We start from the raw sequence: 25,779 nt of genomic DNA, 5'->3' as shown, positions 1-25,779 counted from the left end.
GGTGGTCTGTAAAGAGAAACTAAGCAACCTGAGTCGATTTGGCAAGGGGGCTTACGTTTCTCAAGGTTTGAGGTTGCACTCGGTCTTGCTGTCGCATTCCAGAAAATGAATCTCGGCCCTGGCGGTATCCTTGTTCAGGGGCTTGATCCGCACATCGATCTTTTGGTCGAAGAATCGGGCTGCGCCATTCAGGATGCCCTCGAAATAATCGAACAGGGCGCGGGGCGAAGTATAATTCATGAACAGGGTATCACCCTTGTCTTCGAAGGTGAATTTGGGGGGCTTCACGCCGGGCATGTCCTTGGTGACTTCGGCATGTACATCGTTCATGGACATGTAGAATTCCTTCAGGTCTTTGGTGCGGAAGTAGCGCTTGTAGAGCTTGTGGAAGCCATTCACGGTGACCAGCCCCAAGCCGTAGAGTACGTCGCGTTTGGAGGTGCCGGTGGCGGCACTGACCAGATCGGCCATCTGGTGCAGTACTGTGTCGGGGTAGCTCTCGCCGGGCAGGAAGGTCGGATCGCCCAGTTCCTCCTGCACGGCCTCGAAGGTGTCGGGACCGAATTCGTCCTTGATGTAGTCCTGCATCAGCTTGGGCAGCACTCCTTTCATCAATCCTTCGGACTTGGCAATCTTCAGGGACTTGCCTTCCTTGCCGGATAACCCCTGGGCCAGGCCAAGCAGTTCTGCGGACAGGGTGGCGATGTCCTTGGTGGCGTATGCCTGCTGGGTGGCCCCTTCATCGGAGTCGCGCGCAATGGAGGCGATTTCCTCAACACTGGCGGAAATTTGTTCGGCGGCGGCGGATTGCTCCTCCGCAGCCTGGGCAATATGGTGCACGCGATCCACCATGCCTTCGATATGCTCCATGACTTTTTCAAGGGCCTGTCCGGCCTGATTGGAAAGGTCTGTGGACTCCTCCACCATTCTGCCGGTGCGGTCCATGGAGGTCATGGCCTCCTTGGACGACGCCTGAATGTTTCTGACTGCGGATTCTACCTCGCCAGTGGCTTGCATGGTCTTCTCGGCCAGTTTGCGGACCTCGTCGGCCACAACGGCAAAGCCACGCCCGGCATCTCCCGCTCGTGCGGCTTCGATGGCGGCATTCAGGGCCAGCAGGTTGGTCTGGTCAGCGATGTCTGAAATCACGCCGATGACACGTCCGATTTCTCCGGCCTGGGTATCCAGCCCGGCAAGGACTTCGGCCAGTTCCTTGGCGGAGGTGGCCAGGGTGTTGATGCCTTCCACGGCCTTGTGCACCATGTTTGTGCCATCAACGGCCACTTCGCGTGCTTCGCTGGCGGCTTCGGAGGTGGCTGAGGCATTGGTGGCCACCTCCATGACAGCGCTCATCATCTTGTCGATGGCGCCGGCCACGGCTTCTGTCTGTTGCTTTTGACGATTTGCGCCAGTGGCCTGTTCATCGGCATAGGCGCTCATGAGTTCGGATGATCCGGCCATGCGTTGAGCCAGTTCATTGATGGCTTGGGATGCGGAATGAAAATTCGCGAGTTTATTTCTATTGTGTTCGGCTTCGGCCATTTCGCGGGCGCAGGGAACAGCCAGCACAACGGCGGCCCCGCCGCCGGTTCGGGTGGAGTAAACGCGGATGGTCTCGCCCGAAACAGTAACGGTCTGGGTTCCTTCGAGGGCATCCGCCTTTTGGGCTGCTTCGGCGGCTTCGGGGCCCAGCAAAGTCTTGATATCCAGCCCCGCTATCTTGTTTGCAGGGCGTCCTGCCAGGCGGGCAAAGCTTTCGCTGGCCGCGGCAGTCGTCTTGTCCGGCCCGAAGGCTGCCAGAGGCAGAGGGGAGGCGTGCACTGCCAGGGACAGGGCTTCCAGTTCAGCCTTGGCAGCATCGAGTTGCTCAAAGGCCTCGCGGGCTGTCTGCACCGCTTGGCGACCGGCCATGGAGCTTCGTCTGGCAACCCAGGCCGTCAGGCCCAGGCCAAGGGCGGACCCGATTCCTGCGACCCACCACGAGGCCGTTTCGGCAGAAACGATTGCAAGTGCGGCAAAAGTCACACCGAGAATCCAGATACTTGCAGATGAGCCGGAGTCCTTGAGGTCGGGCATGGTCGTCTTACTCCAGATGGAAGGTCCCGGAGGCATCGCTGGAATTGGCGATGCTGTAGTAATTGTTCAAGCTATAATGGGTATGGGCAAAACGCAATAGAAGCGACGGGAAGCGGCATTATTCGCCATCGACAATCTTCTTGCGCAGGACCGCCATCTTTTCCTTGGCCGTGGCCAATTCGGTGGTTGTTTCGCGTAGGCGCTCGGCCAGAATATCCACAAACATGCGGTAGAGCACCGTGTAACAGGCGTTGCGGTCCTTTTCATCCAGGCGTTCCAAAAAAGAGGCGTCCACGGCCAGGCACATGGCGTCGGTGTGGGCGCGTACGGTGGCGGAACGTTCCTGCTCGCTGAGTACTCCCATTTCACCAAACACCGAACCGGAGCCACAGATTTCCCCTATCTTTCGCCCGGCCTTTTCCACCCGCACGCGGCCCGAGATGATAAAGTACATCCAGGAATCAAAAGCGCCTTCGTTGATGATGGTCTCGCCCTTGTCGTATTTTCTGAGTTTGGAAAGCGAGAGGACGGCTCTCAATTGGTCATCTTCCATGGAATGGAACAATGGCATCCGGCGAAGGTTGGCCAGGTATTCCTCGTGACCTTCCAAATAGGCTGATTCCTGCATTCGATCATCCTTGTATGGCTGCTGAAGGAAAGGATTCAGCCAGAACAATGACATACAACAGTGCAGTGCGGCAACTGGCGGATGGACAAGGCGGGTGAAGGTTCTTTTAAAGCACAGGCAATTCGTGTAACTAGATTTGCCTGCGCTTGGTGCAGGGCCCCATTTTTCAGGGAGTAAAGGATAGATGACGAAGCCTGTACAAACCGTCGTGCAGCACTTGAGTCGTGCAAAAGCGGCGTTCCTCAAGGGACAGACGCTCCGGCCCATGGTTTCCATAGCCGAGGCGCTGAAGGTCATGCTCACCGCTCAACTGCATTCCACTGAATTGCAGAAAGTGGCTTCATTGCTGCGTGAGAATCTTCAGAATGTTTCCAAGCTGGAAGCCGTTGCGGCCAGACGCAAGGAACCGTTCGTCTTTCAGAAGGGTGGAGAGAAACAGATTCTTGCCCAGCTTGTGCCGCTGATCAGGGCCATTCATGCGGATCGTAAAAAGGAATCCATGGAGGCTGTGCGCGCTCGCAAGCTGAATATCGACAAGGCCATCAACCACGCCCAGAATGCGCTGTCGGCTGGCAAACTTGACGAGGCCAAGGAATATTTCCGTCAGGCTGCTCATCTGTATGTGGATGAAGATGCCATGTATCTGATTATTGCCACCAAGCTTCAGGCCGGTGAATTTTTCAAGGAATCCTTTGAATACCTGCGCCCGGCCTTGCAGAAAAATAATAATGACCGCAAGGCATGTGACATGCTCGTTATTGCCTCGCAAAAGATAGGCAAACCCGACCGTGGACTGGTTCTGATCAAGAAAATCCGTGAGAAGCAGGGGGACAGCCCGTATTTGCTGTTTGCCCAGGCCCGGCTTTCGGCTCGCAAGAAGCAGTTCATGGAAGCAGTGAAACTGTGCAAGCAGGCTTTGTCCATGGACCCGGAATTGATGGAAGTGAAGAAGTATTTGCGCAAGGTCGAGGCCAAGGCCGCCAAGGCCAAATAGAGCTGATTCATCCGACTGCAGAAGGGAGTTGGGGCGCTCGCCTTGACTAAGCCGTCGGCAGTTCCTACTTTCCTGCCTCAACCCACATCAAGGAGAACCCAATGGCTTATGATATTCGTTTGGTGAAGCTGATCAATGGCGAGATGATCCTCGGTAAATATGTCGAGGAAGACGGTCAGGCCAAGTTGCAGGACGCCGCTGTGCTGCAGACCGTGCCGACCCAGCAGGGCGTGCAGATGATGCTTGTTCCCTTTGGCTATCCTTTTGATAACGAGATGGATGCCGAGATCGACTACAAGCATGTGATCTACCGCTATAAGAAAATTCCCGCTGATCTGGAGACGAAATATCTCGAAGCCGCCAGCGGTCTGGCCATGGCCAGCTCGGGCGATCTGTCCAACCTGCAGGGAATGACCGGTGGAGCCACCCAGGGTGTTTCGGACTTTGCCGAGATGCTCAAGAAGTAGCTTGCCGGACCGCTGAGTTTGATATTTGCGGGCGGCCCGAGGGTCGCCCTTTTTGCGTGGCTCGGCTACGCTGCACCACGGGCCGCTGAGCCCGGGAGAAAAGATGAAGAATCTGCTGCCATTGTTTACCGGCCCCAGCCGTTATCTGGGCACGGAGCCTGGTTCCGTGCACAAGGACCCCTCCAAAGTGGAGGGGCGTCTGGCTCTGGCCTTTCCCGATATGTACGAGGTGGGCATGTCCTATCTCGGTCAGAAGATCCTTTACGGCATCGTGAACTCTCGCGACAACCTCTGGGCCGAGCGCGTCTTTGCGCCGGACCGAGAGGCTGGTCAGATTTTGCAGCGGCACAACGAGCCCCTTTGCACTCTGGAGTCCGATACTCCACTGGGGAAAATGGACGCCGTGGCGTTCCATATCACCCACGAGCTTTGCTACACCAATATTCTGTATATGCTCGACCTGGCGCGTATTCCGCTCATGGCCGTGGGCCGCGGTGAGGACGACCCCATTATCATGGCCGGAGGCGGTTGCGCCTTCAATGCCGAGCCGGTGGCTCCGTTTTTCGATCTGATGATGATCGGCGATGGTGAGGAGTCGCTGCCTGAGGTTATGGAGATCATTGCCAAGGCCAGAAAGGCGGGCACCCCACGCGAGGAGATCATCAAGGATCTTCGTCACGTGCCCGGTGTGTACGTGCCTTCGTTGTTTGCCACCCAGGGCCAGGGCAAGGCTCTGAAACCGCTTCTGGATGATTACACCAAGATTGAAAAGCGCATTGTGGCCGACATGGAGCATTGTGAATTTCCCACGAACCACATCGTTCCCTATGCCGAGGTCGTGCATAATCGACTGGCCGTGGAGATCGCACGCGGCTGCACGCGCGGCTGCCGTTTCTGTCAGGCCGGCATGATCTATCGTCCGGCACGCGAGCGTTCCCCCGAGAGCCTTGATCAACTCATTGCCAAGGGCCTGGAACAGACCGGATACGAGGATCTTTCGTTCCTCTCTTTGTCCACGGGCGACTATTCCGCCTTGGAAGAATTGTTCAGCCAGAGTTTCGAGCGCTGTCGTTCCGAGCAGGTGGCCATCAGCCTGCCGTCGCTGCGTGTGGGGTCGGTCTCCGAGCGTGTGATGGGGCTCATGGCTTCTATCCGCCGCACGGGTGCGACTCTGGCCCCGGAAGCGGGTAGCCAGCGTCTGCGTGACGTGATCAACAAGGGCATCACCGAGCAGGCCCTTGTGGAGCATGTCAAAAAGCTCTTTGACCGGGGCTGGCAGCAGGTGAAGCTGTATTTCATGATCGGGCTGCCTACCGAGACCCCCGAGGATATTGAAGCCATTCTCGATCTGTGCCTCAAAGTGCGTGACTGCGCCGGGCCGCGTGACAAGCGTTTGCAGGTCACGGCTGCGGTGTCGCCATTCGTGCCCAAACCGCACACCCCGTTCCAGTGGGAGCGGCAGATTGACATGGAAGAGGTTCGTCAGCGTGTGAATTACCTGAAGGATCTGTTCCGCCCGCATAAGCGTGTCAAGATGCGCTACCACCTGCCGGAGATGAGTTATCTTGAGGGATTTTTCTCTCGCGGGGATCGATCTTTGGCTCCTGTGGTGTTGCGGGCCTATGACAAGGGCGCGTTGTTTGCCAGTTGGAAGGACCATCTGCGTCTGGAGCCGTGGCTTGAAGCCATGGAGGAGGAAGGGCTGGATCCCAAGGATTATCTGGCTGAGCGTGATGTAGATGCGCCTTTGCCTTGGGATCATCTGACCTGCGGTGTGACCAAGAAATTTCTGCTCACCGAACTCAAGCGGTCCCGAGAGGGCAAGCTGACCGACGACTGCCGCTATCTGGCCTGTCGCAACTGCGGCGTCTGCAATTTCGATGGACGCGAGTCCGAGTTGGTCAAGCAGGCGGCTGATGCCGAGATCAAGCCTCGTGTGGTCTGCTCCGAGCGGGATCAGTCCGATGCCAGCGGCGGTGCCGCGCATCAAACCGGGGTCCAGACTGAAGAGCCGGAGACGACTGTCGCCGCTGACATCGCTACCACTGGCGCACAGGATTTTCCTGCTGCAACAGACGACGCAGGGGTCATTGAATGTGCTGACCCCGTCGGCAAAAGCTCAACTCCGGCCCCGCAGGAGCGTTCACAACAGCGTGGTCAGGGCGGGCGTCCTCTGCCGCCTGACATCGGAGAACTGTCCGACAAGGCCTGCCATTATCGCATCTGGCACAGTAAGCTGGAGGAAACCCGTTTCCTGTCACCCATTGAGCTGCAATCGTTCATCGGGCGGATCCTGCGTCGGGCCAAGATCCCTGTCAGCTACTCTGCCGGGTTCCACCCTCTGCCGCGAGTGTCCTTTGGCCGGGCGCTGTCCGTTGGCGTGGCCAGCGAACGTGAATGGTTCAATGTCTTTTTGCGCAGGGAAATGGGCCCGCAGGAGTTGGCCGAGCATCTGATGCCGTATCTGCCCGAAGGTTTCAACCTGCTGATGGTGGAGACGCTGTCCATGAGCAAGAAGCAGAAGCAGGCCGTGGCCGAGGATTTCGTGCTGGAATATCTGGAGGATTCGGACATTGTCGCGGCACGGTGTGGCGAATGGGCAGAGGTCATGGCGCGCGAGTCCATGCCCTGGACGCGCATGACCAAGAAGGGTGAGCGTACCACGGATATCCGGCCACTGATTGCTCAGGCCGAGCCCGAAGGCATGAAGTCCATGTCTCTGCGTTTTGACTGGACAGACAAGTATCTTTCACCGCTGCGTATCGTGGAGCTGGTGAATCCCGACCTGCCTCCCGAACGGTTCAGACTGACAAAGATGCGTCAGTGGATGCATTTGCCCTAGTTGGCGGTTGAATATTCAATGCAGCCGATGTGGCTGCAGATGGGCCGGATTCTCGTGGATGGTGACATGCACGAGAGTCCGGTCTGTTTTTGCGATTGATCTTGGGAGGTGTAGAATGCTCTGGGGTGAAAGTTCCGAAACGGAGTGTATTGATGTTCCCCTTGAGCAGTACCTGTATCAGCCGGAAATCCCGAAGAATTGAGGCGTATCGCCTTGCGTTTTCATCGGTAGGTCTTATCACATCTGAAGCGGGGTGCATGCGCCTCGCTTTTTTGCCTCTGCCATCTGACGGCCCACACGACAAGGAGAACCAGGAGTGAGTAGAGATGTTAAAGAAGATATTTATTCTTATGGGAGCGTTGACCATGGCCGCTGCTAGTGCCCTACCCGCTTCCGCTGCCGATACGGTGCTGACACAACTGACCAACGGCATGTCCGTGCTGGTGCAGCCGGACGATCGCTTTCCTCTGGTTTCCCTGCGGCTCTACGTGCGGGCCGGATCTGCCTACGAGACCGACAAGCAGTCGGGAATCAGCCATTTGTTGGAGCATATGGTCTTCAAGGGCACGGGCAAGCGCGCACCCGGAGAGGTTGCCGAGACCATCGAAGGCGCTGGTGGCTACCTGAACGCGGCCACGAGCTTCGACTACACCGTGTACAAGATCGATCTGCCTGCTGAGCGTCTGACTCTGGGCCTGGATGTATTGAGGGATATGATCTTCAACGTGGCTCTGGATCCTGATGAACTGGAGAGCGAGAAGAAGGTTGTGCTGGCCGAATTGGAGCGTGGCGAGGATAGTCCGTCTTCACGCCGTTTCAAGTCCCTGCAACCTCTTGTCTGGGAAGACAATGGCTATGAGCGGCCCATTATTGGCACCCGCGAGAGTGTTCAGGGCATCAGTCGCCAGGACATCCTCGATTATATCGGTCAGTTCTATCAGCCCCAGTCCATGCTCATGGTCGTGGTTGGTGATGTGCAGCCCGATGCTGCTGTGGCCGAGGTGGAACAGTTTTTCGGGCAGCTTCAGAACACTGGGCGTGTTACTCCCAAGCGGCCCTTGCCCGTGGCCTCGCACAACGCTCCGCGTATCCATGTGGAGCAGGGGCCTTGGAACAAGGCTTACGTCGCAATAGCCTTTCCTGCGCCTGGTCTGCATTCCGGCGAGGCTGTCGGCTTGGACATGCTGGGACATCTGTTGGGTGGAGACGAGACTTCGCGCCTGTATCGCAAGTTCAAGTACGAACTGGGCCTTGTGGACGATATTTCCTCGTATGCTTTGAGCCTTGAGCAGGTTGGCCTGTTTTATATCAGCGCCACCCTCGATGGTGACAAGCTGCCTGAGTTCTGGAAGGCCTTGAATCAGGAGCTGGCGGGGCTGGATGCCTCCGTGTTCACCACGCAGGAGCTTGAGCGCACCCGCTTGAACATCGAAAATTCTCTGTATTCCTCCAAGGAGACCTTGGGAGGACTGGCTTCCAAGATCGGATATTTCCAGTTCTTCGAGGGTAGCCTCGAAGCCGAGGAGAATTATCTCTACACTCTGGGTGGGGTGACTACCGATCAGATGCAGACCCTTGTGGACAAGTATCTGACCCGTGACGCCTTGGCGGTCTCCGCACTCATTCCGGAGAATGGTGTTGATCTCGCCGAGGTGAAGAACTCCCTGGCGGGAACTGTGGACGCAGCCTGGACAAAGGGCTCGGCTGACAAGGCCGCTGCTGCCAACACCCTGGGGCGCGGCAAGACCGAGACCATCGATCTGGGTGGCGGACATACTTTGGTGCTGCTGCCTGACGGCACATTGCCCTACACCTCCATTGCCATGGCCTACAAGGGCGGGGATTCTTTGCTCTTCCCGGACGAGCAAGGCCTGGCCGACTTGACCTCGCGTTCCTTGACTCGCGGTACAGGCAACCTGTCCGCTAACGACTATGAGGATTATCTGTCCGACCGGGCAGCCGTCATCAATGCCTCGGCCAGCCGCGACATGTTCGTGATCGGAGCTAAGTTCCCGTCGCGTTTTTCCGAGGAGCTATTGCCGCTGTTCAAGGAGACGTTGACCTCTCCGGCCTTGGCCGAAGCGGAAGTTGAGCGGGCCAAGCAGGAACAGATCGCTGCCATCAAGCAGCGCGAGGACCAGCCCACGGGGCTGGCGTTCCGCCATCTGTTCCCCATGCTTTTCTCGGATACTGCCTATTCGTACTTCCATCGCGGCACCGTTGACGGTGTTGCAAAGTACACTGCAGCGCAGACTGTCGGGTTCTGGGAACGTCAGAGTGCCCAGTCCTGGATCATGTCCGTATGCGGTGATTTCGATCGTGAGGCCATTGTCAGCCTTGCCCGAGAACTTGCTACCGAAAATCAAGCCCAGGATTTTGCGTATTCCACCCCGAATTGGGGCAAGGAGTTCAACAAGAATCTGACCATGCCGGATCGCAACCAGTCGCACATTGTGGTCTCATTCCCTGTGCCCGGTTCCCGTCATGAAGATGCCGTTGGCCTGGATCTGTTGCGACAGGCCCTGGCCGGTCAGGGGGGAATGCTATTCCGCGAACTGCGCGACAAGCAGGGCTTGGGGTACACCGTCACCGCCCTCTTGTGGCAGGCGCCTGAGTCCGGATTCCTGGCCTTCTATATTGGTACCTACCCGGATAAGACCGAGCAGGCTCTGGCCGGATTCGAGACGGCAGTGGCCGATCTGCATGCCAATACGCTCTCCGTTGAGGAGATCGATCGCGCCAAGAACTTGCTGGAAGGCGACTATTACCGCGAGCACCAGAGTCTGTCTTCGCGCAGTAGCGAAGCCGCTGGGTTGCTGGTTCGTGGATTCCCGCTGGATTACAATCGCACAAGCCTGGACAAGGCCAGGACTCTGACGCCGAAAGACCTTCAGAATCTGGCCAAGAAGTATCTGATCTGGGACAAGGGCTATACGCTGACAGTGACGCCCTAGGGGCCGTCTTAAGCAGGGCGACGCCCAGGAATGGGACGTTCCTCTGTGTTTACTTTGATCCGATCCACCGCCCGGTGCAACAACGCTGCATCGGGCGGTTTTGCTTTTCAGAGAGAGGGCGAGTGCGCCAGGGACGGAGAAATGAACGAGTCGGGCGTTCATGCCTCGTTGATGATCACTCTTTGAGTGCGAGCGGAGGTGGCAATCCGATCTGTAATTATTGCCCAGCGGCAATGCCACGAGTCTGGTCCTGTGCCGGTCTGGGGGCAGGGACTGTTCTGATGCCGGGTGCCGTGGCAGAAACTGCTGCTTATGCGTTGCTGGGGGGAGGAGCGGGCAGCGTGCTTTGGGCCAACAGATGTTGCCCGCGCAATGAGCTTGCCTGGTCAATGGGGTGAGTACGCTTACCTGCATGAGAGTGCCGGAAGGTCAGTGTTCCTGGCTGGCGAAGCGGCATACCCAAGGAAAAAGGCCCGCCCCCTTTCGGGAACGGGCCTTCAGCACTGTATAGGGGCCTAACGTCCGGTGAGTTAGGCTGCAGCTTCCTTCTTCACGGAAACAGCGATCTTCCACAGCACGGTCACGATGAGCGCGCCAATGGCATAGATGCCCATGGAGATCAGAAGCTCGGTGCTCGACGGCATGTATTCGGTCACGCCTTCGAACATGTTGGGGATGAAACCGGCGACCACGAGGCCCATGCCCTTGTCGATCCAGGTGGCGGCGATCAGGATGATCAGCGCGAAGATCAGGACGGGCTTGCACTTGCGTGTGGTGCTCGGAATGAGCAGAGCCAGAGACAGGAGAGCCATGAACGCAGCTGCCCAGAAGTAGGGCACCATGGCATTGTAGCCATCAAGGCCCGAGAACAGATACACGATGGAGTGCATGTGTCCGGGGATGTTGGAGTAGAATGCAGTGAACAGTTCAAGGAAGAAGAAGAAGACGTTGAAGACCATGGCGTAAGCGATGATCCGGGCCAGCATCTGGACCGCGTCTTTACCAAGCTCGAACTTGGTGGTCTTCTCCATGGCGAACAAGGCCAGCAACATGATGGCAGGACCAGCACAGAAGGCGCTCGCCAGGAAGCGGGCAGCCAGGATAGCGGTCAGCCAGAAGTGGCGGCCAGGGATACCGGCGTACAGGAACGCCGTGACGGTGTGGATGGAGAAGGCGAAGGGCACGGACAGGATTGCCAGTACCTTGACCCACTTGGCGTAAGGTACGCCCTTTTTCTGGGCTTCCAGAGAGGCCCAGCCAACCACGATGTTCAGGCCCATGTATCCGTTAAGGACCATGGCATCCCAGAACAGGACGGAGTTCGGAGTCGGATTCATGATCAGGTTCATCAGACGCAGGGGCTGGCCCAGGTCGACGATGACGAACAGCAGGCACATGACGATGGCGCCAATGGCCATGAACTCGCCAAACACCACGAGGTTTCCGAACTTTTTATAGTCGTGCAGGTAATAGGGCAGCACCAGCATGACGCCAGAGGCGGCAACACCGACCAGATAGGTCAGCTGGGCAATATAAAAGCCCCAGGATACGTCGCGGCTCAGATTGGTCAGCACCAAACCCTGTTGGAACTGCTGGAGGTAACTGTAGGCGCCGATGCAGATCAGCAGCCCGAGGAAGCCGACCCACATCCAGTATTTCTTGTCACCTTTGAGTGCATATTCAAGCATGTCGCACCACCTTAGATGATGTAGAAGACGCTGGGCTCGGTTCCCAGGTCCGGTTTACGGCGGATGGTGTAGTTCTCCGCAAGGATGTGGCGGATCTCGGATTCGGGATTGTTCAGATCACCGAAGATCAGCTTGCCTTCAGACGCTTCCACACAGGCGGGCAACTTGCCTTCGGCAAGGCGCTCGGCGCAGAAGTTACACTTCTCGACCACACCCTTGGTGCGGGTGGGGTAGTCCGTGTTCTGCTCCGCAATGAACGGGCGTGGATCCTGGAAGTTGAAGCTTCTGGAACCGTAGGGGCAACCCGCCATACAGAAGCGGCAACCGATGCAGCGGTGCATGTCCATGATGACGATGCCGTCTGCACGCTTGTAGGTTGCCTGCGTGGGGCAGACTCGAACGCACGGGGGGTTCTTGCAGTGGTTGCACAGCAGCAGGAAATCCTGGTGGTGCATCTTTTCTTCCAAGAACTCGTTGTGCTTGTTCGGGAAGGAGTGGTGGAAGCTATCTGTCCACAGCCATTTAATCTCCTGGTTACCAGGGATGGTCGGCACATTGTGGTACTTGTGACAGGCTTCAACCAGGGGCAGGAAGTCTTCCTTATGGTGGAACTTCCTGGTGTCGATGACCATGCCCCAGCGACCAGCCGTGAGGTGGTCGTGGTTGGGAGCCACGTGGTCGTAGTGCGGCAGGTAGGAAGCGGCCGCGGTGCCAGCACCGGCGGCAAGTCCCATGGCCGTCACACCGGCGACTTTGAGGAAGTGTCTTCTATTGGTTTTCATTATTTCTCCTCCTTGGGCGCGATGTGGCAATCCCAGCAGTAGGGAGCAACTGCGGCGGCCGTGTGGCACTTGTCGCAGAACTGTTCCTTGCTGGTGTGACACTTCATGCAGCTCTTCTGGAGGCTCATCTCGAAGTGAGCGCCGCTTTGCTTACTGGTGTATACGCGGTTTCCATCGCGTACGACCCAGTCGCGCCAATTATCCAGGAGCTGCATGTGCTCAGCCCGCATCCATTCAGCGGATTCTACACACTGGGTTGCGACATCCTTGGGAGGAAGCTGCAGCTCGGGCGTCTTATAGGCGGCCTGGCCGACGTTGTACCAGAACGGGAACGTCATCAGGCCGACAAAGACGATGATTCCGGCAATGATCTTACCACCGTCAAACATAGGTCAGTCCTCCCTTACTCGGCACCCGGCAGGGGTTCCTGCCGCAGGTTCACTTCTCTGGGAATCTCGCCGTCCATCACCAAAGCGTTGGCGACCATCTCGTGGACGCCCGTGACGTCAACACCCGGGGCCCAGTAATTGGCCAGCGGGGGCAGGGTCGCGCGGTCAATGGCGCAGATGGTGGCGAGCATGTTTACGTCGTGTTTTTCCTGCACGTAACGCAGGGCGTTGCCTCGGGGCAGACCGCCGCGCATGCGCATTTCCATGTACTCGTCCGTGTTCAGGCCCGAGCCGCCAGCGCAGCAGAAGGTCTTTTCACGGATGGTTTCCTCGGGCATCTCGTAGAAGTTGTTGCATACGTTCTGAATGACGTAGCGTGGCTCATCCAAGAGGCCCATGGCGCGAGCAGGGTTGCAGGAGTCATGGTACGTGACCCGCAGGTGGTCGTTGCGGCTGGGGTCAAGTTTCAGCTTATTGTGCTTCATCAAGTCGGCGGTGAACTCCGTGATGTGAATCATGGAAGTTCCAGCAGCGTTGTCGAAGCGGGTGCCGGTAATGGGGCTGACCGGGGTCTCCAAGAAGTCCGCCGGGCCGTTCATGGTATCCATGTACTGGTTGACCACGCGCCACATGTGACCGCACTCGCCACCGATGATGTACTTGACGCCCAGGCGCTGGGCCTCGGCATACATCTTGGCGTTCAGCTTCTTCATCAGGCCGTCGGATGTGAACAGGCCGAAGTTGCCGCCCTCGGAGGCGTAGGTGGACCAAGTATAGTCCAGCCCGATCTCGTGGAAGAGCATCAGGTAGCCCATGTAGGTGTACGTTCCCGGGTCAGCGAATATGTCGCCGGACGGGGTGATGAACAGAACCTCGTGGCCCTTTTCGTTCACCGGGCAGTTCACCTTGACGCCCGTGATGTCTTCAATGTCTTCACACATGAAGTCCATCATGTCGTAGTAGGCGTGGGGCTGGATACCCATGTGGTTGCCAGTACGGTTGGAGTTCGAGGCGGGCTCGAGGATCCAGTTGATGTTCAGACCCACCAGGTGCAGCAGTTCACGCGCCATCATGGTGATTTCAGCGGTGTCGATGCCATAGGGGCAGAACAGCGAACAGCGGCGGCACTCGGTGCACTGGTAGAAGTAGAGGAACCATTCTTTGACGACGTCCTCTTCCAGCTTGCGGGCACCAGCCAGTTTGCCCAGGATCTTCCCGGCGAGGGTGAACTCACCGCGGTAGATGCTGCGCAGCAGCTCGGCGCGGAGCACCGGCATGTTCTTGGGGTCACCACCACCGATGTAGAAGTGACATTTATCGGCGCAGGCACCGCAACGCACACAGATGTCCATGAACACCTTGAAGGAGCGGTACTTGTCCAGACGTTCACGGAAACCGTCGCGAATGATGTCGCGCCAGTTTTCGGGCAGCTTCCAGTCTTCGTCAGTGGGAACCCATTTGCGGGCATACGGGAACTGACCATGAGTGGACTTGTTCAGATATTCAACGATTTCCGGTTTGCCGGGGTAACACCAGTTACCCGGGCGGAATTCCGCCGGAACATCCATCCAGTCCTTCTGCGGAACTTTGAAGTCGTACTGCAAAAGTTCTTCAGGTTTTACATTCCAAGCCATCGTCTACTCCTTATGGCTACTGGGCCTCGGTTTGAGCGGCCTCGTCCAGGCCTTTCTCGACGGGAAGTCCGGCTTCAACCATCTTTTCACGGAATTCGTCTTCGTAATCCGCGTAGCTGTGAGCCTTGACGTTCGGGTCGTTCCAGGGATTGCGGTGATGCTTCGCCCGGTTGTCGTTGGGAAGGTTCCTGGTCGGAGACAGGAACACACCACCCAGGTGCATCAGCTTGCTGAACGGGAAATACGCGATCAGCACGCAGACGAGGAACAGGTGGATGTAGAAGATGGCACCGATTCCCTCGATGTGCGCCGCAGGCGCAAAGCTGAACAGGCCCATGGTCAGTTCCTTAACAGCCATGATGTCGGTCTTGCCGAAGTAGCGCATCATGATGCCGGAACAGGCAACGGACAGGATCAGGAACAGCGGGAAATAGTCGGCCACCAAGGAGATGTAGCGAACCTGCGGGAGCAGGGCGCGCCTGAGCAGCAGGAATGTCGCGCCCAGTACCAGGAACACGTCCGTCAGGTACAGGGTGGGCACGCCGAGCTGCAGCAGACCATCAAAGAACTCCAGACCGGACAGGAAGCCCGGAACCGGATCGGTGAACAGGCGGAAGTGCCGCACGAACACGATCAGGAAGGAGTAGTGGAAAAGCAGCGCAAAGCCCCACAGCCACTTGGAGGAAGCGTAGCGGACTTTCATGTCCACGCCGTCCTCGGTGCTGCCGAAGCGCTGCACGGCCAGATTGCGGAACAGGGAGCGGAAACACAGGATTTCCAACGCCATGCGTGCAATGGTCTGGCCGGTGGTTTGCGGATTGTCCAGCTTGGAATGCCGGATCCAATCGTGCGATTTCATCTGACCCCCGGTCGTGGGGATCCTGAATGGCACGGGCGATTTTGCCCAGCCAATGACTTTGGCGACGAATCCTACAAAGAAGATTGCGATCGCCAGGTACGGAATGACCACTCCGAACAAGTGGGTCATTCCAGCCGCGGTTCCGCCCATCCCGACAAGGATGAGAACGAAGACGGCGAAAAGTGAATACAGTGCGTTCATAAGCCCCTACCTCGATTTAAGTTACAGTGCCAGTTACCCCGTCACCGGACTCCGAAGATCATTCGAACTTCGGGTAATCGACTGTAATTCCCTTTTTCCGGAGCACTCCGGAAAAATGGCGCTTGAAGTCCTCGAGCCGAAGCTCGAACAACTGGTTGCGGCATTTTGTGTAGATGTCGAAGGCCACCAGCATCATCGTGTCCACTCTGGACTCGAACTGCAGGACTTCGCTCACGGGCACTTCGCCGGCATCGATCTGCTTGGCAAACTGCTCGCGGACTACATGCTTGATGAAGATCAGAATGGCTACCGCCTCGGAAGGCGAGTAGTCCTGTACCGTGCGAATGCGGACAACGGTATCGATTAAAGGAGCGAGGTCTTCACCGGCCTCGTCCTTCAATAATTCGTCAAAGAGGCCTGCGATGGCTCCATCGATATTGGTGCCCACAGGGTTGCCCCAACGGTGCTTCTTGTGCAGAAACATCGAACTCAACCCCGGGTAAGTCTTGACGATTAGATCGAACCAACGTTCAAGAACGGCTTCTCTGTTTTCGCGTAGAAGATCGATAAGGTGCATAGGTGGTTGAGCTTCTCTTATATTATATAATGATATTTGACGGTGTTGGCGCAAAACGAAAATCTGCACAGGAGTGAAATATCCTGCGCGATTTGTAAACAGTTGAAATCGATTCTCAGCGGCAGGCGCGCAGCCTGAACCACGCGGGAGAGCTGGAACTTCAGGCCTCCTACCCACTGACTTGTCCTCGCGTATAATGAAAATAAAGTCGTTTCGTCAAACGATTCGTGCACATTTTCACAACCTTTTGTCCCGCGTGTACTGGAGATTTGACGGCGTTTTCCGTTGGAGTCTGAGTAGATCGGGGATGGCCTTCATGGACTGCTTCGGGTACAGCAAGGCCAACGAACAGGAGGAACCATGCCCGCGCCCAAGGTGGCGCTCATCTATGCCTATTGGTTGGAGGAGCGTACCCACACAGAAGATATCCGTAGCGTGCCCATCGGCACCTATGCCATTGCTGCGGCCTGTATCCAGGCCGGATATGAGGTGCGTGTTTTTGATTGGCACGGTAAGCGTGGCTTTGAAGACGACATGGAGGCCGAGCTCCGAAGCTTTGCCCCGGATGTGGTCGGATTCACGGTTCTTCAGGCCAACCGCTTTGGTGCATTGGAGATCGCGGCACTGGCGAAGCGGGTGCTGTCCGATGTTCCGGTGGTGTTCGGTGGAATCTCGGCCACTGCCCTCTGGGACTTTTTTCTGAGGCACTACCCTCAGCTTGATGCCGTGGTTTTGGGCGAAGGTGACGTCACCATGCCCGAGCTGGTGGCGGCGTTATGCGCAGGCGATGATCTGGCTTCGGTTGCGGGGATTGCCTATCGTGGCCCGCAGGGACCGTGCTGCAGCGCTGTGCGCCCGCCCGTGAAGAATCTGGATGACCTGCCCATCCCCGCTCGCTGGTTTCGCTACAATCATCTGGCCTTGACCCGTGGCTGTCCTGGGCGCTGCACGTTCTGCGGTTCTCCTGACTTCTGGGGTCCAAGGGTTCGTTTCCGTTCGGCCAAGCATTTCGTGGATGAGATGCAGCTCCTTGTCGAGCAGGGCATTGATAATCTCTATGTGTCTGACGACACTTTTACTCTGGACAAGGGCCGGGTCATCGAGGTCTGCCGCGAGATTCTGGACCGAGGCCTGGATGTCCAGTGGCAGGCCATCTCACGCGTCAATGCGGTGGACGCCGAGGTGCTCGGCTGGATGCGCCGGGCCGGGTGCATTCAGATCAGTTTCGGGGTGGAGAGTGGTGATACGGAGATTCGCGATTTCCTGAATAAGAATATCCGCGAGGAAGATGTGGTTCGGGCCTTTGCGCTCAGCCACAGCGTGGGCATTCTGGCGCGAGCCTATTTCATCTATGGCTGTCCGGGCGAATCCGAGGCCACTGTGGATCGAACCCTGGCGCTCATTGACCGCATCCGCCCCCTGGTCTGTCATTTCTTCATTCTGTCCATTTTTCCGGGCACAGCGCTATATGAGCGCTATAAGCAGCAGACTGGGGCTACGGACGATATCTGGTTGGAACGGATTGAAGACATCAAGTATTTTCAGACCGACGAGACCCTGGATCTGGAAACCGTGGAGCGTTTCGGAAATAGGCTGCGAAGTGAATATGGTGTCCGTCTGCCGGAGTATGCTGCGAGAGTGGAATTGTCTGGTGATCCAGAATTGGCCGTCCGCCATGCCGATTTTCTGGCGCGTCTGGGCATGACCTTCCACGATGGCGATTATTCCAGTAACCCACTGGTGAACGATCCCCTCTCGGTGGCGGAGGTCTTGTACCGCCGGGCCCTGGACTATCACCCCGACGCCACCGCGGCTTTGGGATTGGGGTTGATTTTGCAGAAACGCAGGGAATACCCCGAATCCGTACGCGCTCTGGCCTTGGGCCTGACCGCCAACGAAGGGCACCCGAAGTTGTGTATGGCTTTGGCCGTGTCACTCATGAATCTCGGAGAATTCGGCAAGGCATTGTCGTTTCTGCTGCCTTTCGAGGACAACCCCCAGGCTTTGCAGTATGCGGCCCTGTGCTTCCGCAATATGGGCGAGCGCGAGCATGAATCCCGAACTCTGGAGCGGCTGCGCGGTTTGCAGAAAGGCTAAAAAAAAGCGCCCGAAGGCGCTTGGTCAAGAGGCCGAAAACGAAGAGTCGCTTGGAACACCGCGCTAATGTCGATTGGGGATTCTAAAGGCTCTTCTAATAGAAGCTCCAGCCCCCGGTTCCTTCGCGGAAATCCTCATACATCTCCTCTGACAGCCCCACCATGACGACTCCGTCTCTTTCGGCGAGGCAGACGTTGTTGGGGGCATAGCCATGATCCAAAGCGATCTCCTGCCAATGCTTGCGGGTCATTTCGGCGGCTTGCTGAGCAGCCTCGGGAGCCTTCTCGCTCTTCTTCCAATTATTGATCATTACGCAATTCATGATTGTGTTCTCCTTTGGGCGGCACTTCGGGCCGCCTACGGGTATTCTTGAACTATATAGGTGATCATTTTTGTCGGAAATGCAAGAGGGGCAGAGCGTTTTCCGTGGAGGGTTGCGGCTTGATGTGATAGTCCGTCAGCAGACAATTCAATTCAGTAATGGAGGATAATATGCAGTTTGTTCAGACTGAAAAAGCAGCCGCAGCAGTGGGACCTTATTCTCAGGCCGCAGATACGGGTGCCCTCGTCTTTGTCAGCGGTCAGCTTGGTCTGTCGCCTAAAACCGGTGATATGGCTGAGGGGTTCGAGGCTCAGACGCGGCAGGCGCTGTCGAACATGAAAGCCATCATTGAAGCTGCGGGCCGGACCGTGAACGATGTGGCAGCCGTGGACGTCTTTGTGACGGATATGGGGCAGTTTCCTGTGTTCAACGGTATTTATGCCGCATTTTTTGGGGAGCATAAACCGGCTCGCGCGGTGATCGAAGTTTCTGCCTTGCCCAAGGCGGGGCTGGTTGAAATCAAGTGCGTGGTGGCCAAGGCGTAGTCCCCTACGCTCTGTATTTGCCAGCTGATAGGCCCGGGTGGAATACCACTCGGGCTTTTTGTATGAAATAGCCCAAATGCCAGTGGTTTTGGCTGGTATGTCATGAAATTCCGAGTTGTCATTGCTCTGGCTTGCCCAACCTGCTAATATCCTCCTAAACGTCTATAGATTATCCAATACCGGCAGCTGAGGGGGGAGTATGGAAGCCGTTGGTCATGTGGTCGGTCTTTTGGGTGAGGTGAGAGCCGAGTCCGAAGCTGGTCTTCGTCCGTTACAGCTTGGAAGCGAGGTGTATCCCGACGACATCCTGCTGACCAATCAGGGTGCCCATGTAGAAGTTCGTTTTGCAGACCAAAGTGTCTTGTCTCAGGGTGAGAACGCCCGTCTGACCATTGATTCCTTTGTCTACAGCCCCCAGGATAGTGCTGCCTCGAATATGGTCCTCAATATGGCTGAGGGCACGTTTCGCATGGTGACTGGCGAGATTGCCGCCTCCAATCCCGAAGGCGTGTCCATGGTTTCGCCTCTGGCAACCATCGGTATCCGGGGGACAGGTGCCGACCTGCAGGTTGGAGAGGACGGACTCAAGGTCGGTATCTTCCAGTACGATGGCAAGGACCTGACCGTGACGACCCCCTACGGAACCATGATCATCAACAACGCCAACCTGATCCTTGATGTCTTTGCGGATGGGACCTTTGGCGAACTCCGAACCTATACCGATTTCGAGAAAGCTTTTTTTGATGCCATCGCTCCGATTCTCTCCATTCCCACAGCTCGCGAGGGCGGCGAGGATGACGGTGGTGATGATGGTGACGAGGGTGACGGCCCGGGTGACGGAACCGGAAATGGTGACGGCGAAGATGGTGGCGGTGGCGAGGATGAGGTCACCGTGGAGCTGAATCCCGAAGACGGAGCCTCGGAAGGTGACATCCTGTCCTTCATCATGGGCGCCATGGAGGAGATATTGGGCGATGATACCCTGGCTGGTGGTGCCGGGGGAGATACTCTGGGTGGGGGAGACAGTGTCCCTGGAAGTGGGGACGGATCTCCTTTTGACCCCGATAACTGGGGCCAGCCTGATGATCCTTTTGCGGATTCCCTGGCCGGTGGCGATGACGATGACGACGATACTGTGTCCGGCGGCGACACGGGCGATGGAGATACCGGGGATGATACCGGAGGCCATAGTGGCGGTTCGGGCGGAGGCAGCTCCAGTGCTTCCTGTGACTGTCCGGCCCCTGCGAGTCTGGACGGAACCACGGGTTACACCATTGTGGGCGATGAGGCCGGGACCACATTTGGTGCCGATTTTGCCTGGGTTGGGGATGTGAATGGTGATGGGATAGATGACTTCATGATTTCCGCAGCCAATGCCGACCCTAACGGCGTTAACAATGCCGGAGAAACCTATCTGATCTTTGGTGGCACGAACCTGGAAAATCTGGATGCTGCGGACGGAACCACCGACGGCAGCATTGATATTTCGTACCTGGATGGCAGCAATGGCTATGTCCTGGATGGGTATCGATATGAAGGTAGGTTTGGGGCCTATGGTCGCAACAAGAATATGAGCACCGTGGGTGACTTCAATAACGACGGATACGATGACTTTTCTCTGGGAGCCACCAGTTTTTCCACGGCAACAGGTGAAGGGTACGTGTTGTTCGGCGGGTCGAGCCTGGCGGCTTTGGACGCCATGGATGGGACAGCCGATGGAACCCTCAATGTCAAATACCTGGCTTCGGGCAACGGTGGTGACGGGAGTAACGGCTTTATCCTCAACGGATTTACTACGTACGATCAGGGGGGGAGTTCAGCCAGCTATGGCGATATCAATGGTGATGGCTTTTCGGATGTTATCCAGTCCGGTTTCATGGCGGGTTCCACCCTTGATTCCGGAGAAGTCTATGTGGTGTTCGGTGGTAACGGCTGGTCCGGTGGGGCCGAGTTGAGCCAGAACGGGCTCAATGGAACCAACGGCGTTTTTTTCTACAACTCCAATGCACGTGAATTCATGGGCAACAGTGTCACTGGCATCCCGGATATGAATGGCGACGGTTTTGCCGAAGTTTTGATCGGGGCCAACGAGGGGCATGGGTCCAATGCCGACAGAACCGGCAAGGCCTATCTCGTGTTTGGCGGTTCCTATGGAGTCAAGGGGGAGTCCAGCGTTCTTTCCGGTGGTTTCAATGTGTCTGGCCTGGATGGAAGTAATGGATATCTGTTTGAGGGCGTGGATAATCAGGATGTTACCGGTCAGGTGAGTTATGCTGATGTGAATGGTGATGGGATTAGCGATCTGATCATCGGAGCACCGGAAAGTTATACTGGCCAGTATGGCCCGGGTAAGGTCTTCGTGGTCTACGGCGATCAACTCGCGGCTCTGGATGCTGCGGATGGTTCGGGTGATGGCACAATACAGTTGTCAAAACTGCTGGCAACAAATGGGGCGGATGGCACCTATGGCTATGTCATGGCAGGTAATGCAGGCAGTACTGATCGTCTTGGCTTTTCCGTGCAGACCGCTGGTGACGTGAATAACGATGGCTATGGGGATTTCATGGTTGGCGGGCATACGGTTGCTGCCAACGAGAATGGCGAGGGCTATCTGATCTTCGGCGGAGTCAACGGAGTGAAAGGGTGGGGAGCCAAGCAGGCCAGTCTGGATCCGGATGCCCTGAGCGGTGAAGACGGGGTGATTGTGCTGGGCAAGGCTGCGGGAGATTCCACTGGCTACGGTGTCGGTTATCTGGGGGATTTGAACAACGATGGCTATGCGGATTTCGGGATCACGGGTCACGGCGGTGACCCCAATGGTGAAGTCTACGTCATCTATGGCAACGAATTCACGGGGTATCAGGATTCGACACTGCTGACTCTTGCAGGAACAGCTCCTTCAAGGGTCCTGACCGTCCGAGGTCAGGAGGATACCGATGAGGTGGATATCAATCTGAGCACCGGTGCGGTGAGTATGAGCTCCGGGACGTTCACTTCGATAGATGCGACCGATGCGACCAAGGTGGAAGCATCCGATTACGAGGGACAGATCACCTTAACCGGCAGCTCGGGTGAGGATACTTTCTTCGGGGGGGCTGGCGATGATTATGCCCAAGGCGGTCAGGGCGATGATTATCTTGAAGGTGGAGCCGGAAACGATGAGCTTTGGGGGGGGATTGGAATCGATGAACTCTCTGGAGGGACGGGCAATGACACCCTTGTGGGTGGAGCTTCCGGTGATATGCTGACTTCCGATTTGGGGGAAGACGTTTTTCTGTACACCATTGAAAGCGATATGACCAACGACACCATTTCTGACGCGGATTGGGATTTTGACAAATTGCAATTCGATTCGGTTAATTTTGGCCTTGCTGCCGGTACATTGGATTCCGGCCGATTCTTTGTGGTGACGAACTATACCGATAACTACACGGACGTGACGCAGGATGGAGCCGTCTTTATTTACGATGATGGGGCCGAGAGCTTGTACTACGACGATGACGGAAACGATGGCAGCTATGGTGCCTTCAGCCTGGATATTACCTATAATGGAAACGCACCCGAGTATGACGATATCGAGCTTGTGAACCTCGCCTAGCAGATGACCTGTGAGAGTACATTCCCCAGCCCCCGGAAGCCTGGTTTCCGAGGGCTGTTTCGTGTCCGGGAAGCGCCGGGGCGCAACGATTCTTGGGGAAAACGGTTGACAAGACCGTGCTGGCAAAGGAAGACATTTCGGATATGGGCGGTTCGGCAGACGCTGAAGGCCGTTGTTTTGAATCTGAAGTCGCGGCCAAGGGCTTGGTCGGGACGTTTGTTTTTTACTGCATACCGGGGCTGCCAGGCGACCTGTCCGTTTGGGCATGATGAACGCCATGTTGCGCTCCGGGGCCGCAGATCGAGGAGTATAACGTGAGTGAATTGGCAGTAGTCTTTGGTGGTTCCGGATTTCTGGGCAGCCATGTGTGCGACGAGCTTGTCCGGGCCGGGTTCAAGGTGCGGGTTTGCGATCGCGTGGAGTCTCCCCATCTCAGCGATGGTCAGGAGATGTTCCTGTGCGACATCCTGGACCCCGAATCCATGCGCAAGGCCGTGAGTGGCGCCGATTACGTCTACAATTTTGCGGGGCTCGCCGATATCGACGAGGCCCGTGACAAGCCCATCGAGACGATTCAGCTCAACGTGTTGGGAAACGCTCACATCCTTGATGCCTGCCGTGAGGCCAACGTCAAACGCTATGTCTTCGCCAGCACCGTCTATGTCTATAGTGAAAAGGGTTCTTTTTATCGCGCCAGCAAACAGGCTTCGGAACGGATCATCGAGGCCTACAAGGAGCGCTACGGGATCGAATATTCCATCCTGCGCTATGGTTCGCTCTATGGTCGCCGGGCTGATATGCGTAACGGTATTTACAGGATTCTGCATTCGGCTCTATCCCAGGGCAAGGTGACCTATTCGGGGACCGGAGACGAGCAGCGCGAATACATCCATGTTCGGGATGCGGCCAAACTTTCGGTACGCATTTTGAATGAAGAGTACGCCAACCAGCATGTGATCTTGACTGGTCCCTACCCCTACCGCGTGCGGGATCTGATGGAAATGGTGCGCGAGATTCTGGGTAACAAACCGGACATCGAGTTCCTGAACCAGCCATTGGGCGGGCATTACAAGATCACTCCCTATGGTTTCCTGCCGCGAGTGGGGACCAAGCTGGTGGGTGAGTCGTACACGGACATGGGACAGGGACTGCTCGATTGCCTGGCCGAGATGCATGAAACCGAGGACGGGCAAAGCTGATTTGATTGTCGGATAGGACACAACCTGTGGCGGATAAGCGAACAGAATCGACGCATGAGCCCCAAACGCAAGACGTTTTTGTTCATGAAAGCTCCTATGTGGACGATCATGTCACCATAGGTGCCGGAACCAGAATCTGGCATTTTTCTCACATCATGAGTGGATGCGTTCTTGGGCAGGATTGCAACATCGGTCAGAACGTCGTGATCGGCCCGGAAGTGAGCATCGGGAATCGTTGCAGGATTCAGAACAATGTTTCCGTCTATAAGGGGGTGACCCTGGAGGACGAGGTGTTCTGCGGTCCCTCCGCTGTCTTTACCAACGTCATCAACCCTCGCAGCCACATCCCGCGGATGGGGCAACTTCGGCAGACCCTGGTCCGCAAAGGGGCCACTCTGGGCGCCAACTGTACAGTTGTCTGCGGCATCAGCATTGGGCGGTATGCCTTTATTGGGGCCGGAGCGGTGGTGACGGTTGACGTGCCTGATCACTCTTTGGTGGTGGGTAACCCCGCCAGGCAGAAGGGCTGGGTCTGTGCCTGTGGCGAACACTTGGATGATGCGCTGTCGTGTGCGGCCTGCAAAGCCAGGTACTATGAGAACCAGAGCCGGGGACTTGCCCGGATCGATTGATTGACCATCAACACTGTTCATGGCCAAGGGGATGAACCTGGCCATTGTGGAGTCTGAACATTATGACAATGCCATTTATTGATTTGAAGGCCCAGTTCCGTGCGCTGGAGTCTGATATTCGCGCCCGTATGGACGCTGTTCTGGAACATGGCCAGTTCATTATGGGGCCTGAGGTTCGTGAGCTGGAAGAGAAGCTGGCCGGGTTTGCAGGTGTGAAGAACGCCATTGCCTGTTCCAGCGGGACAGATGCGCTGCTGCTGGCCCTGATGGCTCATGGAGTCGGGCCGGGGGACGCCGTGTTTACGACCCCCTTCACGTTTATCGCCACTGCGGAAGTGATTTCGCTGCTGGGAGCGACTCCCGTGTACGTGGATGTGGACCCCGAGACTTTCAATATCAATCCCGAGGCGCTGAATCTGGCTGTGCGTGCCGTGAAGATGGGCGATGCCGGTAAGCATCCCCTGCCCAACGGGGTGGACAAGCTGACTCCCAAGGGGATCATTCCCGTGGATATCTTCGGCGTACCTGCCGAGTACGATGCCATCATGGAGCTGGCTGAGAGCCATGGTTTGTTTGTGTTGCAGGATGGAGCCCAGAGTTTTGGGTCCGAGTACAACGGCGTGCGGGCCGGGGCTTTGGGGCATGTTTCTGCCACCAGCTTTTTCCCGGCCAAACCCTTGGGTTGTTACGGCGATGGCGGAGCGGTGTTTACCGATGACGACGAGATGGCCGAATTGATGCGGTCGCTGATGATTCACGGGATGGGGAGCCATCGCTACGACAATGATCGCATCGGGATCAACGGTCGCCTGGATTCCTTGCAGGCTGCCGTGTTGTTACCCAAGTTGGCAGCCTTCCCCGGCGAACTCGATCAGCGTCAACGCGTGGCGGACCGGTATACCGGGCAGTTGTCCAAGCTGCCAGGGTTTACCTTCCAGAAGGTGCCGGATGGATGTCGCAGTGCCTGGGCCCAGTATTCCATTCTCCATGAGCGTCGCGAAGAGATTCAGGCCGCTCTGAAGGAAGCCGGAATTCCTTCGGTCATCTACTATCCCAAGCCGTTGCATATTCAGACGGCGTTTGCAGAATTAGGCTACGCTGCAGAGGATATGCCTGTTTCCATGCGTCTGGCAGAGAGTATCTTCAGCCTGCCCATGCACCCGTACATGACTGACGAGCAAGTGGATGAGGTCTGCGGAGTGATTGCCGGGGTCCTGGCTTAGACCCTTTTTTGAAATTCATTGAAAGGCGCCCCTGCCGCATGATTGCGGCAGGGGCGCCTTTTTGTGTGAAAG

19 protein-coding genes are annotated in these 25,779 nt (G+C 56.8%); 10 read left to right on the top strand and 9 right to left on the bottom strand.

Annotated elements, in window-relative coordinates; genetic code table 11:
• Positions 1-60: 60 nt before the first annotated feature.
• Entirely contained in the window at positions 61-2,076 is a 2,016-nt protein-coding gene (locus tag EL361_RS11540; protein WP_126379689.1) for a methyl-accepting chemotaxis protein, read from the bottom strand.
• Between the two features lie 118 nt (positions 2,077-2,194).
• Positions 2,195-2,704, bottom strand: coding sequence for a cyclic nucleotide-binding domain-containing protein (locus tag EL361_RS17095; RefSeq protein ID WP_172961726.1), 510 nt, complete (start codon positions 2,702-2,704; stop codon positions 2,195-2,197).
• A gap of 184 nt (positions 2,705-2,888) precedes the next feature.
• Between EL361_RS17095 and EL361_RS11530 the strand changes: the two genes are divergently transcribed.
• From EL361_RS11530 to EL361_RS11515, 4 genes are all read left to right on the top strand, one after another.
• Positions 2,889-3,698: a tetratricopeptide repeat protein gene (locus EL361_RS11530; protein ID WP_172961725.1), complete on the top strand. Its 810-nt coding sequence runs from the start codon at positions 2,889-2,891 to the stop codon at positions 3,696-3,698.
• Positions 3,699-3,799: 101 nt separating this feature from the next.
• The gene (locus tag EL361_RS11525) at positions 3,800-4,165 is read left to right on the top strand and encodes a hypothetical protein (RefSeq protein WP_126379683.1); all 366 of its coding nucleotides are present in this window, start codon (positions 3,800-3,802) and stop codon (positions 4,163-4,165) included.
• Positions 4,166-4,268: 103 nt separating this feature from the next.
• Positions 4,269-7,007: a TIGR03960 family B12-binding radical SAM protein gene (locus tag EL361_RS11520; RefSeq protein WP_126379681.1), complete on the top strand. Its 2,739-nt coding sequence runs from the start codon at positions 4,269-4,271 to the stop codon at positions 7,005-7,007.
• 326 nt (positions 7,008-7,333) lie between these two features.
• On the top strand, positions 7,334-9,961 hold the full coding sequence (locus EL361_RS11515) for a M16 family metallopeptidase (protein ID WP_126379679.1): 2,628 nt from the start codon (positions 7,334-7,336) through the stop codon (positions 9,959-9,961).
• A 530-nt stretch (positions 9,962-10,491) separates the two neighbouring features.
• Here EL361_RS11515 and dsrP read toward each other — a convergent pair.
• The 6 genes from dsrP to EL361_RS11485 are packed head-to-tail and all read right to left on the bottom strand — an operon-like array spanning position 10,492 to position 16,091.
• On the bottom strand, positions 10,492-11,649 hold the full coding sequence (gene dsrP / locus EL361_RS11510) for a sulfate reduction electron transfer complex DsrMKJOP subunit DsrP (RefSeq protein WP_126379677.1): 1,158 nt from the start codon (positions 11,647-11,649) through the stop codon (positions 10,492-10,494).
• Positions 11,650-11,660: 11 nt separating this feature from the next.
• Complete coding sequence (gene dsrO, locus EL361_RS11505; protein ID WP_126379675.1) at positions 11,661-12,431, bottom strand: sulfate reduction electron transfer complex DsrMKJOP subunit DsrO; 771 nt, start codon at positions 12,429-12,431, stop codon at positions 11,661-11,663.
• Positions 12,431-12,820: a sulfate reduction electron transfer complex DsrMKJOP subunit DsrJ gene (dsrJ, locus tag EL361_RS11500; RefSeq protein ID WP_126379673.1), complete on the bottom strand. Its 390-nt coding sequence runs from the start codon at positions 12,818-12,820 to the stop codon at positions 12,431-12,433. Before dsrJ ends, dsrO begins: the two co-directional genes overlap by 1 nt.
• A 14-nt stretch (positions 12,821-12,834) precedes the next feature.
• The gene (gene dsrK, locus EL361_RS11495; protein ID WP_126379671.1) at positions 12,835-14,454 is read right to left on the bottom strand and encodes a sulfate reduction electron transfer complex DsrMKJOP subunit DsrK; all 1,620 of its coding nucleotides are present in this window, start codon (positions 14,452-14,454) and stop codon (positions 12,835-12,837) included.
• 16 nt (positions 14,455-14,470) lie between these two features.
• On the bottom strand, positions 14,471-15,514 hold the full coding sequence (gene dsrM, locus EL361_RS11490) for a sulfate reduction electron transfer complex DsrMKJOP subunit DsrM (RefSeq protein ID WP_126379669.1): 1,044 nt from the start codon (positions 15,512-15,514) through the stop codon (positions 14,471-14,473).
• A gap of 58 nt (positions 15,515-15,572) precedes the next feature.
• Positions 15,573-16,091, bottom strand: a complete 519-nt coding sequence (locus EL361_RS11485; protein ID WP_126379667.1) for an RsbRD N-terminal domain-containing protein — start codon at positions 16,089-16,091, stop codon at positions 15,573-15,575.
• 360 nt (positions 16,092-16,451) lie between these two features.
• On the opposite strand from EL361_RS11485, the gene EL361_RS11480 reads away from it, so the two are divergent.
• A complete protein-coding gene (locus tag EL361_RS11480; protein WP_126379665.1) occupies positions 16,452-18,188 on the top strand; it encodes a B12-binding domain-containing radical SAM protein in 1,737 nt (578 codons plus the stop codon).
• A 94-nt stretch (positions 18,189-18,282) separates the two neighbouring features.
• Here EL361_RS11480 and EL361_RS11475 read toward each other — a convergent pair whose 3' ends face one another.
• A complete protein-coding gene (locus EL361_RS11475) occupies positions 18,283-18,510 on the bottom strand; it encodes a hypothetical protein (protein WP_232034769.1) in 228 nt (75 codons plus the stop codon).
• A 170-nt stretch (positions 18,511-18,680) separates the two neighbouring features.
• Here EL361_RS11475 and EL361_RS11470 point away from each other — a divergent pair, with 170 nt between their 5' ends.
• From EL361_RS11470 to EL361_RS11450, 5 genes are all read left to right on the top strand, one after another.
• Entirely contained in the window at positions 18,681-19,055 is a 375-nt protein-coding gene (locus EL361_RS11470; protein WP_232034768.1) for a Rid family detoxifying hydrolase, read from the top strand.
• Between the two features lie 199 nt (positions 19,056-19,254).
• Entirely contained in the window at positions 19,255-22,653 is a 3,399-nt protein-coding gene (locus tag EL361_RS11465) for a FecR domain-containing protein (RefSeq protein WP_126379661.1), read from the top strand.
• Between the two features lie 314 nt (positions 22,654-22,967).
• Positions 22,968-23,852 carry an NAD-dependent epimerase/dehydratase family protein gene (locus EL361_RS11460; protein WP_126379659.1) on the top strand — a complete coding sequence of 295 codons (885 nt, stop codon included), beginning with the start codon at positions 22,968-22,970 and terminating at the stop codon, positions 23,850-23,852.
• A gap of 98 nt (positions 23,853-23,950) precedes the next feature.
• The gene (locus tag EL361_RS11455; RefSeq protein WP_269471677.1) at positions 23,951-24,484 is read left to right on the top strand and encodes an acyltransferase; all 534 of its coding nucleotides are present in this window, start codon (positions 23,951-23,953) and stop codon (positions 24,482-24,484) included.
• Between the two features lie 62 nt (positions 24,485-24,546).
• Complete coding sequence (locus tag EL361_RS11450) at positions 24,547-25,707, top strand: DegT/DnrJ/EryC1/StrS family aminotransferase (protein WP_126379655.1); 1,161 nt, start codon at positions 24,547-24,549, stop codon at positions 25,705-25,707.
• The last annotated feature ends 72 nt before the right edge of the window (positions 25,708-25,779 follow it).

The organism is Desulfovibrio ferrophilus, assembly GCF_003966735.1.
GTDB lineage: Bacteria > Desulfobacterota > Desulfovibrionia > Desulfovibrionales > Desulfovibrionaceae > Desulfovibrio_Q > Desulfovibrio_Q ferrophilus.
This window is presented reverse-complemented; position numbering and strand designations above follow the sequence as displayed.

Bases quoted from the DNA above. Each gene is read 5' to 3' on its own strand.
- EL361_RS11485 (WP_126379667.1), bottom strand. From the start codon at position 16,091: ATGCACCTTATCGATCTTCTACGCGAAAACAGAGAAGCCGTTCTTGAA.
- EL361_RS11525 (WP_126379683.1), top strand. From the start codon at position 3,800: ATGGCTTATGATATTCGTTTGGTGAAGCTGATCAATGGCGAGATGATC.
- dsrO (WP_126379675.1), bottom strand. From the start codon at position 12,431: ATGAAAACCAATAGAAGACACTTCCTCAAAGTCGCCGGTGTGACGGCC.
- dsrP (WP_126379677.1), bottom strand. From the start codon at position 11,649: ATGCTTGAATATGCACTCAAAGGTGACAAGAAATACTGGATGTGGGTC.
- EL361_RS17095 (WP_172961726.1), bottom strand. From the start codon at position 2,704: ATGCAGGAATCAGCCTATTTGGAAGGTCACGAGGAATACCTGGCCAAC.
- EL361_RS11470 (WP_232034768.1), top strand. From the start codon at position 18,681: ATGCAGTTTGTTCAGACTGAAAAAGCAGCCGCAGCAGTGGGACCTTAT.
- EL361_RS11450 (WP_126379655.1), top strand. From the start codon at position 24,547: ATGACAATGCCATTTATTGATTTGAAGGCCCAGTTCCGTGCGCTGGAG.
- dsrK (WP_126379671.1), bottom strand. From the start codon at position 14,454: ATGGCTTGGAATGTAAAACCTGAAGAACTTTTGCAGTACGACTTCAAA.
- dsrJ (WP_126379673.1), bottom strand. From the start codon at position 12,820: ATGTTTGACGGTGGTAAGATCATTGCCGGAATCATCGTCTTTGTCGGC.
- dsrM (WP_126379669.1), bottom strand. From the start codon at position 15,514: ATGAACGCACTGTATTCACTTTTCGCCGTCTTCGTTCTCATCCTTGTC.
- EL361_RS11540 (WP_126379689.1), bottom strand. From the start codon at position 2,076: ATGCCCGACCTCAAGGACTCCGGCTCATCTGCAAGTATCTGGATTCTC.
- EL361_RS11465 (WP_126379661.1), top strand. From the start codon at position 19,255: ATGGAAGCCGTTGGTCATGTGGTCGGTCTTTTGGGTGAGGTGAGAGCC.
- EL361_RS11515 (WP_126379679.1), top strand. From the start codon at position 7,334: ATGTTAAAGAAGATATTTATTCTTATGGGAGCGTTGACCATGGCCGCT.
- EL361_RS11520 (WP_126379681.1), top strand. From the start codon at position 4,269: ATGAAGAATCTGCTGCCATTGTTTACCGGCCCCAGCCGTTATCTGGGC.
- EL361_RS11530 (WP_172961725.1), top strand. From the start codon at position 2,889: ATGACGAAGCCTGTACAAACCGTCGTGCAGCACTTGAGTCGTGCAAAA.
- EL361_RS11475 (WP_232034769.1), bottom strand. From the start codon at position 18,510: ATGAATTGCGTAATGATCAATAATTGGAAGAAGAGCGAGAAGGCTCCC.
- EL361_RS11480 (WP_126379665.1), top strand. From the start codon at position 16,452: ATGCCCGCGCCCAAGGTGGCGCTCATCTATGCCTATTGGTTGGAGGAG.